The organism is Nocardia sp. BMG51109 (genome assembly GCF_000526215.1).
GTDB lineage: Bacteria > Actinomycetota > Actinomycetes > Mycobacteriales > Mycobacteriaceae > Nocardia.
The window spans coordinates 421595-435213 of record NZ_JAFQ01000004.1 but is presented as its reverse complement, the minus strand read 5'-3'; the positions used below and the strand labels follow the sequence as shown (position 1 = coordinate 435213).

The 13619-nt window shown below is 70.9% G+C and carries 11 protein-coding genes; 8 read left to right on the top strand and 3 right to left on the bottom strand.

The genetic code is table 11. From position 1 onward, the window contains the following. Positions 1–58: 58 nt before the first annotated feature. Together D892_RS0103375 and D892_RS0103370 are read right to left on the bottom strand one after the other, a co-directional pair. Complete coding sequence (locus D892_RS0103375; protein WP_024799897.1) at positions 59–988, bottom strand: TauD/TfdA family dioxygenase; 930 nt, start codon at positions 986–988, stop codon at positions 59–61. A gap of 92 nt (positions 989–1080) precedes the next feature. Further along, entirely contained in the window at positions 1081–1851 is a 771-nt protein-coding gene (locus D892_RS0103370) for a deoxyribonuclease IV (protein ID WP_024799896.1), read from the bottom strand. Positions 1852–2043: 192 nt separating this feature from the next. Here D892_RS0103370 and D892_RS0103365 point away from each other — a divergent pair, with 192 nt between their 5' ends. Next, positions 2044–3330: a serine/threonine-protein kinase gene (locus D892_RS0103365; RefSeq protein WP_024799895.1), complete on the top strand. Its 1287-nt coding sequence runs from the start codon at positions 2044–2046 to the stop codon at positions 3328–3330. On the opposite strand, the gene D892_RS49500 is transcribed toward D892_RS0103365, so the two are convergent. Continuing rightward, positions 3308–4054, bottom strand: a complete 747-nt coding sequence (locus D892_RS49500) for a phosphatase PAP2 family protein (protein ID WP_198036820.1) — start codon at positions 4052–4054, stop codon at positions 3308–3310. The two genes, D892_RS0103365 and D892_RS49500, sit on opposite strands and share 23 nt — an antisense overlap. Before the next feature lie 97 nt (positions 4055–4151). Between D892_RS49500 and D892_RS0103355 the strand changes: the two genes are divergently transcribed. The 7 genes from D892_RS0103355 (at position 4152) to D892_RS0103320 (ending at position 13616) form a co-directional block, all read left to right on the top strand. Continuing rightward, positions 4152–4922 carry an ABC transporter ATP-binding protein gene (locus tag D892_RS0103355; RefSeq protein WP_024799893.1) on the top strand — a complete coding sequence of 257 codons (771 nt, stop codon included), beginning with the start codon at positions 4152–4154 and terminating at the stop codon, positions 4920–4922. A 64-nt stretch (positions 4923–4986) separates the two neighbouring features. Then, complete coding sequence (locus D892_RS0103350) at positions 4987–7506, top strand: ABC transporter permease (RefSeq protein ID WP_024799892.1); 2520 nt, start codon at positions 4987–4989, stop codon at positions 7504–7506. A gap of 373 nt (positions 7507–7879) precedes the next feature. Continuing rightward, a complete protein-coding gene (locus D892_RS0103340; RefSeq protein WP_198037121.1) occupies positions 7880–8371 on the top strand; it encodes a DinB family protein in 492 nt (163 codons plus the stop codon). A gap of 363 nt (positions 8372–8734) precedes the next feature. Beyond that, positions 8735–11152 carry an AAA family ATPase gene (locus tag D892_RS0103335; protein ID WP_024799890.1) on the top strand — a complete coding sequence of 806 codons (2418 nt, stop codon included), beginning with the start codon at positions 8735–8737 and terminating at the stop codon, positions 11150–11152. After that, entirely contained in the window at positions 11137–11535 is a 399-nt protein-coding gene (locus D892_RS0103330) for a hypothetical protein (RefSeq protein WP_024799889.1), read from the top strand. Before D892_RS0103335 ends, D892_RS0103330 begins: the two co-directional genes overlap by 16 nt. A 149-nt stretch (positions 11536–11684) precedes the next feature. Then, positions 11685–11957 carry a SelT/SelW/SelH family protein gene (locus D892_RS0103325; protein WP_024799888.1) on the top strand — a complete coding sequence of 91 codons (273 nt, stop codon included), beginning with the start codon at positions 11685–11687 and terminating at the stop codon, positions 11955–11957. Between the two features lie 81 nt (positions 11958–12038). Next, on the top strand, positions 12039–13616 hold the full coding sequence (locus D892_RS0103320) for a carboxylesterase/lipase family protein (RefSeq protein WP_024799887.1): 1578 nt from the start codon (positions 12039–12041) through the stop codon (positions 13614–13616). Positions 13617–13619 lie beyond the last annotated feature (3 nt).

Sequence of the window (13619 nt, the reverse complement as noted above, 5' to 3'; positions counted from 1 at the left end):
TAGAGCCGTCTCCTGCCTCGGCGCGCGGTGAACCGGGGCCGGATCGTGTCGCTCTACGTCATGCTGCCCGGACGACCGGGTCGACGACCGAGTAGTGCTCGGCATTGCCGGCGATCACGGTGCTCGGCGTGCCGTCGATGCCGACGGGAATGTCGCCGGCCAGCGTGATGCGGGTCAGCTTGCGGTGTTCGGTGCCGTCGTAGTCGTCGATCGCGTAGTGCTGGGTGGCGCGGTTGTCCCAGATGGCGACGTCGCCGAGGGCCCAGTGCCAGCGGGTGGTGTGCTCGAGGCGGGTGACCCGGTCCTGGAACAGCTGGAACAGGGCGCGCGATTCGTTGCTGGGCAGCCCGACGATCTGCTTCACGAAATGGCCGAGCAGCAGGGCGCGTTCGCCGGTCTCGGGATGCACGCGCACCAGCGGATGTTCGGTCTCGTAGTAGGTGGACCGGAACTCGGCGCGGTAGGCCTGGGCCTTCTCGTCGGGCGAATCGTCCTGGGCGGCCGCGTAGTCGTACTGATTGGTGTGCCGCGCACGCAGGCTCTCGGCCAGCCGCTTCAGCGGTTCGGGCAGCGAGTCGTAGGCGGCGACGGTGGAGGCCCAGGTGGTCGAGCCGCCGTAGCTGGGCAGCGTGACCGCGCGCAGGATCGAGGCCCTCGGGACGCGGTCGACGAAGGTGACGTCGGTGTGCCAGCTGTTGGCGCGGCCGCGCTCGGAATCGATGGCCAGGCTCTTCACGCCCGCCGAGGTGACGGTGGGGTGTGGCGTGGTGGGGGTGCCGAGCAGTTCGGCGAATTCGTACTGTCCGTCCTCGGTCAGGTGGTGCTGATCGCGGAAGAAGATCACCTTGTGCTCGTTGAGCGCGGCCCGGATGGCGGCGACTGTCTCCGGGGCGAGTTCACCACCCAGCCGGACCCCATCGATCCGTGCGCCGATGTGGGTGCCGAGCTTGACGACTGTCACGGTGTCCGCTGCCTGATCGACTGACATACCGAGCCCTTTCTCGAAACGTACAACGTTTCGAGAACACCACCGGCGCCCGCCGGGAACCAGGTTTGTGGTCAGTCCGATCGAAACCGTGTTCAGCCCACGTGCTCGCGCAGATACGCCAGATCCTCGGCGACGCCGTCGGCCGGGGTCTCCAGCACCACCGGCGCCCCGGCCGTGCGGCACACCTCGGCGAGCAGCTGCGGATCGATGGTGCCGTCGGCGAAGTTCGCGTGCCGGTCGGCGCCGGAGTTGAAATCGTCGCGCGAGGAGTTCAGGTGCACCAGGTCGATGCGGCCGGTGATGGCCTTGATCCGGTCCACCACGCCGATCAGCTCCTCGCCGCCGGCCCAGGCGTGGCAGGTGTCCAGGCAGAAGCCCGCGCCGAAATCGCCGACCGCGTCCCAGACCCGGGCGATGGAATCGAAATGCCGTGCCATCGCGTGATTCCCGCCCGCGGTGTTCTCGATCAGGATCGGGACCGCGAAGCCGCCCTTGTCCTGCTGGCGTTCGAACAGCTTGCGCCAGTTGACGATTCCCGCCTCGATCTCGGCATCGGAGCGGACGTGCCCGCCGTGCACGACCAGCCCGAACGCACCCAGATCGGCCGCCGCCTGCGCCTGCTGGGCCACCGCGTTGCGCGAGGGCATGCGCAGCCGGTTGTTCGTGCTGGCCACGTTGATCTGATAGGAGGAGTGCACCACCACGTCGATCGGGCTGGCCTTGATCTCCTCGGCCCGCGGGTGCGGCTGCGGCTTGTCCCAGCTCTGCGGATCTACCACGAACATCTGGATGACCTCGGCGCCGAGCCGCTCGCCGAAGCCGATCGGATCACTGTCTTGACGGACGTGTGCCCCAATGCGCATGGGTCGAGGGTATAGGCCGCCACCGACAAACGCCGATACGGCAGGCCCCTCCCCGGGAGGACGTGCCGCTTGCCCCGGACTGCTATGGTTTCGGTGTTTTCCGTGGTCGGTCGAGGGCGGCGACGGGGGTTCATCTGCGGTACTGCCGTGCGCTGGCGGGTTCCGGTGCGCGGCACGGGAATGGGAGCGGGCATGCTGGCCAACGGAGACGTCTTCGCCGGTTATGTCATCGAGCGGCAACTGGGCCGCGGTGGCATGGGCTCGGTCTATCTGGCCAAACATCCGCGGTTACCGCGCATGACGGCGCTGAAGCTGCTGAACCGGGAGATGGTGTCCGACGACGAGATTCGCGCCCGCTTCGAACGCGAAGCCGATCTGGTCGCCCAGCTCGATCATCCGAAGATCGTCACGGTCTACGACCGCGGTCTCGAGGACGGCCAGCTGTGGATCTCCATGCAGTTCATCGACGGTATCGACGCCGCCAGCCTGGATCCGCGCAAGCTGCCGCCGGAGCGGGCGGTGCAGGTCGTGCAGGAGGTCGCCGAGGCGCTGGACTACGCGCACGGCAACGGCGTGCTGCACCGCGATGTGAAGCCGGGAAATATGTTGCTGGCCAAGTCGACCGGCGGCAAGGGTGAGCGCGTCTATCTCACCGACTTCGGCATCGCCCGGCTGCGCGACGACGGCGGCCACCTGACCCAGACCGGGACGTTCACCGCGACCCTGGCCTACGCCTCGCCCGAGCAGCTCACCGGCGCGTCGCTGGACGGCCGCTCGGACCAGTATTCGCTGGCGTGCAGCCTGTTCTGGTTGTTCACCGGCCGCGGCCCGTTCACCGCGCCCAATCCGGCCGCGGTGATCCGCGGCCATCTGCAGGGGCCGCCGCCCGCGCTGAGCAGCGTGCGCCAGGGGCTGCCCGCGGCGCTGGACAACGTGTTGCTCAAGGCGATGGCGAAGCGGCCCGACGACCGCTTCGCCACCTGCGCCGATTTCGCCGCCGCCGCCCGGCGCACGTTCGCCTCACCCAGCGCGCCGCCGATGCCGGTGGCGGGCGGGCAGTTCGGCGGTCCGGCGGCACCGGGCCGTCCGGGCACCGGCCCGAGCGCGCCCGTCGCGCCGCCGCCGATGGGGCAGCGGCCCCCGACCGGGCCCGGCATGCATACCGCGGGTCCGATGCAGCAGCACACGGGTGGTCCGGCGCCGCAGCACACGGGTGGTCCGGTACCGCAGCACACCGCGGGTCCGATGCAGCAGCCGGCGGCGGGGCAGATGCCGCCACCGGCGTCGGTGCGCTCGGCGACGCCGCCCCCGCAGCCGGTGTACCAGCAGCAACCGCCGCCGTACACCCGGCCGGGCGGGTACGGTTATCCGCCGCCGCAGCAGGGCAAGTCGAACAACGGGCTGATCATCGGCCTGATCGTCGGCACGGTGGTGTTACTGGTGGTGGTGCTGATCGTCATCGCGGCACTGGGCGGCTGAGGTCGCCGGCGGGCAGGTGCGCGCGGCGCGCGGCCCGTCGCCGCGACCGCAGCAGGACCGTCACGCCGGCGCTCACCCACAGGGCTCCGAACATCCAGCCCGCGAGCACATCGGTGGGCCAGTGCACGCCGAGATACACCCGTGACACCCCCACCGCCAGGATGAACACGACGGCGGTCGCGCCCACCGCGAGCCTCGCGGCCCGCCGCCGCAGCGACAGCACCGCGACCGCGGCGACCACGCCCACGACGGCCGTCGAACCCAGTGCGTGTCCGGACGGAAACGCGGGACCGACCACGCTCACCAGGTGATCGACCGACGGACGCGACCGTCCGACCAGCGCCTTCACCGTGACCACGGTCAGCCCGCCGCCCGCGGACACCGTCGCCGTCAGCAGCACCAGCCGCCGGCGCCGCCGGTACGCCAGCCACGCTCCGGTGACGACCGCCACGATCGTCATCGCGGCGGTGCTGCCGAGGTCCGAGATCACCCGCATGCCCGTCGTCAGCCCGTCGGTGCGCTGCGCGAGCGCCCACCGCATGACGGCGGGGTCGATCCGGGTAGCGCCGCCCTGCGCGAGCGCGCCCGCGGTGAGTTCGGCGGCGGCCGCGGCGAATCCGGCGACGACGACCGGGCCGCGGATCCCGGCGCGGCGCGCCGCCCAGAGGCCGCCGAGCACGACCGCGACAGCCACTATGAGCAGGGGTAGCGCAGTCCAGATCATGGTCACGAGGGTAGGCGGCGCCGGAGTGCCGGTGCCCCCGGGTATTGGGGGATTATCCCGATGGCGAGACCGCCCCCCTCCCGGAACACTGGAGGGCATGATTGCCGATGCCCCGAGCACCGAACCGGCCCCGAGTCCCACCACGGCCGCGGCCCGCGCGACCGATCTGGTGAAGCAGTACGGCTCGGGAGATACCCGGGTCCTGGCCCTGGACGGGGTGTCGACCGAATTCGCGCACCGCGAGTTCACCGCCATCATGGGCCCGTCCGGTTCCGGGAAGTCGACGCTCATGCACTGCCTGGCCGGGCTCGACAGCGTCACCAGCGGCACGGTGAGCATCGGCGACACCGATCTGACGCGGCTGTCCGACAAACAGATGACCACGCTGCGGCGCGACCGCATCGGCTTCGTGTTCCAGGCGTTCAACCTGGTGCCGACCCTGACGGCGGCGGAGAACATCACGCTGCCGCTGGATATCGCCGGCCGCCGTCCCGATCACGAATGGCTGGAGACGGTGATCAAGCGGCTCGGGCTCGGCGACCGGCTCGAGCACCGCCCGAGCGAGCTGTCCGGCGGTCAGCAGCAGCGGGTGGCCTGCGCGCGGGCGCTGGCCGGTAAGCCCGACATCATCTTCGGCGACGAGCCCACCGGCAACCTGGATTCGCGGTCGTCGGGTGAGGTGCTGTCGATCCTGCGCGCGTCGGTCGACGAGTTCGGCCAGACCGTGGTGATCGTGACGCACGAACCGCACGCGGCCGCGTACGCCGACCGGGTGGTGTTCCTGGCCGACGGCCGCATCGTCGACGAAATGCGTGGTCCCACAGCCGAATCCGTACTGGACCGGATGAAGTCGCTGGAGGCGCTGTGAGTGACGATCGCGCGGCGGCCGGCGGCGACGATCGGGTTTCCCGGACGATGGTGGGGGTTCGGTGATGGCAGGCAGTCCGATGCGCAAGGTGGCGCTGCGTAATCTCGCCGCGCACAAGGTGCGCCTGGTGCTGACGCTGCTGTCGGTGATCCTCGGCACCGCCTTCATCGCGGGCTCCTTCGTGTTCACCGATTCCCTGCAGCGCACGTTCGACGGCATCTTCGCCGGACAGGCGAAGGGCGTGGACGTGCGGGTGGAGCCGAAAGAGCGCCAGTCCCTGGGCGTTCCGAACGAGGTCGTCGACAAGGTCGCGGCGACCGAGGGCGTGCGTGCGGTGGCGCCAGCGGTGCAGGGCCCGGTGGTGGTGCTGAAGGACGGGCACGCGGTGCAGACCGGCGGCGCGCCCAGCTGGGGCAAGTCGTACCTGCCGCCGGACCGGGCGATCGCGGAGCCGGAGAAGTTCGTCGACGGTGTAGCGCCGAGCCGGGCCGGGGAGGTCGCCCTCAATGTCGGGGGCGCCGACCGGGCGGGCCTGTCGCCCGGCGGCCGGGCCAAGATCCTGATCCCGTCGCACGGCATCATCGACGTCACCGTCACCGGAGTCTACGAGGTGCCGTCCGATACCGGCGGCTTCGTCGGTGTGCTGTTCTCCGACGAACAGGCGCGCCAGTTGTTCACCGACGGACAGCATGTCGGGTATATCGATGTGGCCGCCGCGCAGGGTGTCTCGGATCAGGAGCTGCGCGACCGGGTGGCGCGGGAGCTGCCGGAATACAAGGTGATGGACGGCGCCCAGGTGATCGAGGACCTGAAGGCGCAGGTCGGTGACGCCCTGAAGTTCATCAACTACTTCCTGCTCGCCTTCGGCGCGATCGCGCTGCTGGTGGGCACGTTCATCATCTACAACACCTTCTCGATGATCGTGGCGCAGCGGTTGCGGGAGCTGGCGCTGCTGCGCGCGGTCGGGGCGGGTCGCGGGCAGGTCGGCTGGTCGGTGGTGTCCGAGGCGGCCGTGATCGGATTGCTCGGCAGCGCCCTCGGTCTCGCGTGCGGCGTGAGTCTGGCGTTCGGGCTGACGGCGTTGCTCAATGCCTTCGATCTCGGCCTGCCCACCGGTTCCATGCAGGTGCAGCCGCGCACCGTGCTCGCGGCGCTGGGCGTGGGGCTGGTGGTGACCGTGGCCAGCGCCTACGCGCCCGCGCGCCGGGCGGCCAAGATTCCGCCGGTGCAGGCGATGCGCGAGGAGTTCGCGACGGCCGGGGAGGGGCTGCGGGTGCGCACGGCCATCGGCGCCGTGCTCGCGGTGGCCGGCGTCGTGCTCGTGGTGCTCGGTGCCCGCCACACCGGTGGCAATGCGGCATTGACCGTCGGAATCGGCGCTGCCGCATTGGTTTTCGCGGTGCTGTTCGCCTCGCCCGCGATGTCGCGACCGGTGCTGAGCGGTCTCGGGGTGCTGGTGCGGCCGTTCGGCCCGACCGGCCGGATGGCGCGCAACAACGCGATCCGCAACCCGCGCCGCACGGCCGCCACGGCCTTCGCCCTGACGCTCGGTCTGATGCTGGTGTCGCTGATCGCCATGCTGGGATCCTCGGCGAAGGCGAGCGTCGGGGAACTGGTCGACAAGGGTGTGAAGGCCGACTACGTGCTCGCCGGTCCGCAGATGATCGGGGTGCCGCTGGGTACCGCGCAGGCGGCGAAAGACGTTGCGGGCGTGCAGGATGTGGTCTCCGTGCGGGGCGTGGCGATGAAGGTCGGCGACGAGCAGGTGTTCGGCACGTCGCCCAACGGCCGGCTCGACCAGGTGCTGAACTACGAGATCCGTTCCGGTGCGGGAACTCTCGGCGACAACGAGATTCTGGTATCGGAAACCGAAGCCGGGAAACGGAATTGGCACGCCGGTGATCGGGTGGAGCTGACCAGCCTGGACAACAAGAAGTTTTCCGTCACCGTGTCCGGGATCTACAAGGACACCCAGCTGCTCGGACCGCTGGTGGTCGCGCCGGCGATGTACAACGAGGTGATGCCGGTGGCGTTCCGCACCGACGTGCTGGTGCTGATCGAGGGCGTACCGGGCGCCGACCCGACCGCGATGCGCACCGATCTGGAGAAGGCGACGGCACCGTACGTCGTTGTGCAGGTGCAGGATCGGGAGGAGTTCAAGGGTACTCAGGGGCAGCAGATCGACACCACGCTGGCGGTGCTGTACGGGCTGCTGGCGCTGGCGGTGGTGATCGCCGTGCTCGGCATCGTCAACACCCTCGCGCTCTCGGTGGTCGAACGCCGCCGCGAGATCGGCATGCTGCGCGCCGTCGGCATGCAGCGAGCGCAGGTGCGCCGGGCCATCTACCTGGAGTCGATGCTGATCGCGGTGTTCGGTGCGCTCGTCGGGGTGCTGCTGGGCCTGGGCATCGGCGCCGGATTCCTGCGCACCCTGCAGGACCTGGGCCTGACGACCATCACCATCCCCTGGACCCAGATCGTGCTGATGCTGGTCGGCTCGGGTGTGGTGGGCGTCCTGGCCGCCCTCTGGCCCGGCGTCAACGCCGCCCGGACTCCGCCCCTGGCCGCCATCGCCGAGGCGTGACGGCCGGGCGGGACCAGCCGGTTTTCCGGCGGACATGCAGGTCACCCGGATAGAATCGACGGGCTGTCTCGTTGTCCCGGTTCGGCAGGTCGGACGATAGGGGTGCGATATGGAAGTGCTGGAGGCCGTCAGCTTGCTGCTGGACATCGTCCTCAAAGGCGCCCAGATCCTGAGTCTGCTGTCCGGGAGCTGACTTCGTCCGCAGGTCGGCCGGGGGCTCTTGTTGCTGCATGATCACTGGCGCTCTTCGGCTCTGCTCCGAGTGCCCGGTGGTCCGGCCCTCCCTCGGAAATCCGGTTGCCGGTTCGTCCGGCTGTGCGATCATCCCCGGGTGTCTGTTTCCCGTCCTGAACTGCTGCGGTGGCAGTTCGAAATGACCTGGTCGCTGCTCGATCTGCATCTGCGTGCGCTGGTGCCGGAGGATTTCCGGTGGGAGCCGGCGCCCCTGGTGTGGACGGTGCGGCCGGGGCCGGACGGGTCGTGGCTGCCGGATTGGGCCGATACCGAACCCGATCCGATCCCGGCGCCGACCATCGCCTGGTTCACCTGGCATATCGGCTGGTGGTGGTCGGTGACGCTGGACCACGCCACGGGCCGGCCCGCCCGCGACCGCACCGACGTCCACTGGCCCGGCGAGGCCGAGGTCGTGGGCTGGCTGTACGACCTGCGCGATCGCTGGCGCGAAGTGCTCGACGGCTATCGCGAGGCCGACCTCGACGTGCCCGCCGTCTTCCCCTGGGGCGACACGCCCGACCGGACCGTTGCCCACACGGTGGCATGGGTGAACGCCGAATTGATGAAGAACGCCGCCGAGATCGGCCAGCTGCGCATGCTGCGCGCGGCCGGAATGTTCGCTGATCGGTAGCGAGTTCAAATGCGGTGCCGCAGAGGGATATTGCGCGTCAAGCATGCTTGCTTATCGCGCGGGGTTCTGGCATCCTGACCTGTTCGGTTCGATCCGAGCCACCCGATTTCGGGTGAATCCCGTGGAACTGCCCGGCCGGGACGGCCGAGGGGTGGACATCGGGCGGATCAACCGCGTCGATGGCCATAGCGTCCCGCCCGGGCCGGTTCGCGCTGTCGTTCGGCGTTGTCGTTCGGCGGGCCCCGGGTTCGACCCGGATGAGCCGTCGCGGGCGCGGATTCCACGGCCATCCGGTAGCGTTCGGCACGACGTCGGTTCCATACCGGTCCGGGGCTCAGGTCGTCGAACGTCGAGGAGTGGCAGTTGGGGGAAGGACCACCGGATGCCGTACCGCGCCTGACCGACCTGGTGTCGCGCCGCCTGGATTCCGACCCGTCGATCACCCCCGATGTCGCCCGCACCGTGCTCGATGCGCTCGGTGCCGAACCGGATCGCGCCCGGTCCGGCCCCGGATACAGCGGAATCTTCCTGCGGGCCATCCGGGTTCGCGGTTTTCGGGGCATCGGCCCCGCCGCGGCGCTGGAACTGGATCCGGGTCCCGGACTCACACTGGTGGTGGGCCGCAACGGATCCGGCAAGTCCAGCTTCGCCGAGGCCGCCGAGCTGGCGCTGACCGGTGTCAACCGCCGGTGGGAGGGCCGCTCCGCGGTCTGGCGCGAGGGCTGGCGGAATCTGCACGACGGCAGCGTCTCCCGCATCGACCTGGAGCTGACCACGTCGGGCCCGGACGGCGAGCTCACCATCACCCGGGAGTGGCCCGACGGCGCCGATCTCAACGGCGGCACCTGGACCCAGCGGCGAGCCGACCGGCCGCCCACCGAATTTCACGCCGAGGACTGGGTGCGCGTGCTCGAGCTGTACCGGCCGTTCCTGTCCTACAGCGAACTCGGCGCCCTGGTCGACGGCCGGCCCAGCGATCTGTTCGACGCCCTGCACCAGCTGCTCGGCCTCGACGACCTGACCGCGGCACAGGAACGCACCCGGGTCCGCCGGCTCGAACTGGAGCGGGCCGCAAGGCAATCCCGCGACGAGCGCAACGCGTTGCTGGTGGCGCTGTCCACCGTCGCCGACGAGCGCGCCACCCGGGTCGCCGACCTGCTGCGGGCGTCTCCGCCGGATCTTCCGGGCATCGGCCGGGAGCTGGCGGGCGCCCGGCACGATCCGACCGGCGCCGCCGTCCTGCAGGCCATCCTGCGGCTGCGACTGCCCGAACCGGCCGAGGTCGACGCCGCCGCCGTGGATGTCGAGCGGTGCGCCGCCGAACTCGCCGCGCGTTCGACCGGCGACACCGAATCCGAACTGCGCGTGCTGGATCTGCTGCGCCGCGCCCGCGCCCACACCGATGCCGCCGGGACCTGCGCCTGCCCGGTCTGCGGCGGCGGCACGCTCGACCAGTCCTGGCAGCGCGAGACCGACGCCCAGATCACCCGCCTGGCCGACCGGGCCGCCGCGCTCACCGCGGCCCGCGCCGCGCTGGAGAACGCCGTCGAGCGGGCCCGGCAGCTGGTGAAACCGCTTCCGGCGGAACTGGATCCACCGCCACCGGACGCGCCGAACGTGGATACCGGTCCGGCCCGGCGCACCTGGTCGGCCTGGGCCGTGCTGGCGGGCACGGAGTATCGCCCGGACCTGGCCGAGCGCCTGCGGGTGGCGCACGCGGACGCGGTGCGCGGCCTGGAGACGCTGCGCCGTTCGGCGCGCAAGGAACTGGATCGGCTGGACGCGGTCTGGACTCCGCTGGTGCCGCGCATCGCCGCCTGGTTGCAGGAGGCGACGGGTGTGGCCGCCGCCGAGCCCGAGCTGCGCACCGCGCGCCGCGCCGAGGAGTGGCTGAAATCGGCCGCCGCCGGCCTGCGCGAGGAGCGGATGGCGCCGCTGGCCGAGCACGCCCGGCGCATCTGGCGGGGCCTGCGCCAGCAGAGCAACGTGGATCTGGGCGCGATTCGGTTGCAGGGCAACGCCGGAGCCACCCGCAAGGTGCTGCTGGACGTCACCGTCGACGACACCGGCGCCACCGCCCTCGGGGTGATGAGCCAGGGCGAACTGCACGCGCTGGGCCTGGCGCTGTTCCTGCCGCGCGCCACTGTGCCGGAGAGCCCGTTCGGATTCGTCGTGATCGATGATCCGGTGCAGGCGATGGATCCGGCGAAGGTGGACGGCCTGGCGCGGGTGCTGTCGGCCGCCGCGCGCAGCGGCCGCCAGGTGGTGGTGTTCACCCACGACGAGCGCCTGGCCGAGGCTGTGCGACGGCTGCGCCTGGAGGCGACCGTGCTGGATGTGCAGCGGCGGGAGCATTCGACGGTCGAGTTGCGCGTCGCCGAGGATCCGGTGCGGCGCTACCTCAGCGACGCCAATGCCCTGCTGCGCACCAAGCAGTTGCCCCGGGCTATCGCGACCGAACTGGTCATCACCTGCTGCCGCTCGGCGATCGAGGCGTCGGCGCTGGCCCGCGCCCGGCGCACGCTGCTCGCCGCGGGCGTCGACCACCAGGAGGTGCAGCAGCGCGTGGACGCCGCCCGCACCACCTGGGAGAAGGTGTCGCTGGCGGTGTTCGGCGATCCGGACCGGGTGGACGATCTCAACGTCCTGCTGGACCGCGAGGCGGCCTGGGCGCGTTCGGTCCTGCGCGACGCCGCGGCCGGCGCGCATATCCGCATCGACCGCAACGGCGGCGAATTGATATCCGGCACAAGAAAATTCGTCAAATGGCTGAATCCGTAACGCCGACCGTCGAGCAGCGGCTGGCCGCCGCCGACGAGTTGCTGCGCGGATCGGTCACCGATGCCGGCGGTCTGTGGTCGCGGGCCACGGTGTGGATTCTGCGGATCGTGCTGGAGCAGGCCATGGACCAGCTGTGGCTGCGGGTGGCCCCGCCGGTGGCCCGCTGCAGCATGCGCGCGCAGCTGCTGGCCCTGGCGCCCTACACCGGCGCCGATACCGCGGCCCGGGTCTCGGCGCTGTGGGCGACGCTGTCGCGGGCCGGTCACCACCAGGACTACGAGCTCGCGCCGACGGTCGTCGAGCTGCGCACCTGGTACGACGAAACCCTCAGCCTCGCGGGCGAATTGGATTCGGGCGGGCCGGATGCGGTGGAGGCGCGATGAGCGAGCCGCAACACGGACACCCACGACCCGCTCGCCACCGGGTCGGCACTCACGGTCCCCCGCGTGCCCGCATGCCCTCGACGTCGTCGCGCCGCCGCGGGCGTCCCGGAGCCGGATCCGCGTCGGGTGTGCTCGCGTAGGGTGCGGATATGCCGAAAGTCGCGATCGAGTACTGCACCCAGTGCCGCTGGCTGCTGCGGGCGGGCTGGATGGCCCAGGAGCTGCTGAACACCTTCGGCACCGATCTGTCGGAGGTCGCCCTGGTGCCGGGATCCGGCGGCGTCTTCCGCATCACGCTCGACGGCGAACAGCTCTGGGAGCGCAAGGCCGACGGGGGATTCCCCGAGGTCGCGCTGCTCAAGCAGCGCGTGCGCGACCGCATCGATCCCGGCCGCGACCTCGGTCACACGGACCGCGCCTGACCGGGCTCGTCGGCGTCGAGTGCGCCATCGTTCATGATCTCGGACGTACCCTCGATACCAATAGGTACGAGGAGGTGCGAGATGACCACGCAATTCGTGGAGCCGGCCGCGAGCGATACCGAGCCCGGCCCAGCCCCCGTCGCGCACACGACCGCGGGGGCCGTCCGGGGTTTCCGGGAGGGGCCGGTGCACGTCTGGCGCAGCGTTCCCTACGCCGCCGCACCCGCCGGCCCGCAGCGGTTCCGCCGGCCCCGGCCACCGGAGCCGTGGGACGGCGTGCGCGACTGCCTCGAGTTCGGTGAGATCGCCCCGCAGTCGATGGGCGCCATGGTGCCCGTGGACTCCGGCCTGCGGATGGGGGAGGACTGCCTGTGGGCGAACGTCTGGGCTCCCTCCAACTCGACCGCCGACGAGCCCCGCCCGGTGATGGTCTGGTTGCACGGCGGCGCGTACTGCCTCGGCACCGCGGCGCAGGGCATCTACGACGGCCGCAGACTGGCCGAGACCGGCGGGGTGGTCGTGGTCGGTGTCAACTACCGGCTCGGCGCGCTCGGCTTCCTGGACCTGTCCTCGCTCGGGCCCGACTTCGTGCCCAATCTCGGCCTGCACGACCAGATCGCCGCCCTGGAGTGGGTGCGCGACAACATCTCCGCCTTCGGCGGCGACCCCGGCAACGTCACGGTGTTCGGCGAATCCTCCGGGGCCGGATGCGTCACCGCGCTGCTCGCCTCGCCGCGGGCCGGCGGGCTGTTCCACCGGGCCATCGCGCAGAGCCCGCCCGCCACCACCGTCTTCGGTCCGGAGCGGGCCGCCGGGGTGGCCCGCCGGTTCCTGGAACTGCTGGAGCTGCCGCGCGAGCGGGCGGGCGAACTCCTGGAGTGCCCGATCGAACGGATCACCGACGCGGCCGGGATCCTGCTGGACGAGGTGCCGCTGCAATCGCCGGGGCGGCTCGCGGCCGCGCCCGTCGTCGACGGCGACCTGCTACCCGGCTACCCGACCGACCGCTTCCAGGCGGGCCGTTCGCACCGGGTGCCGTTGATGATCGGCACCAACAAGGACGAGGCCTCGCTGTTCCGGTTGTTCCGCTCGCCGATCATGCCCGTCACCCCCGACGCGGTGAACGCCATGCTCAACGCGATCGCCTCGGACCATCCGGAACTGCCGGCCGAGCGGATCGCCGAGATCACCTCCGCCTACCCGGATCTGGACAAGCCCCGCGGCGCCCTGGCGATGTCCACCGATGCCGCCTTCCGGATGCCGGCGCACTGGGTGGCCGACGCGCACGCCCGGCACACCAGCACCTGGATGTATCGATTCGACCAGGCCACGCCGATGCTGAAGGCGGCCCGGGTCGGTGCCGGCCACGCGACCGAACTGCCCTATGTCTTCGGCAATTTCGGCACGCTGAACCACGACCCGACCTTCTGGCTGGGCGGCCGCAAGGCCGCCACGGAGGTGTCGGGCCGGGTGATGCGCCGCTGGCTGGCCTTCGCGGAACACGGCGTGCCCGCCGCCCTCGACGGCTCGAAGCACTGGCCGCCCTACCGCGAATCCACCCGCACCACCCTCGTGATCGATGCGGCCGACCGCGTCGTCGACGACCCCGATCACGACCTGCACACGGCCTGGGGCGATCGGGTCGTCGGATTCAGCTGAGGC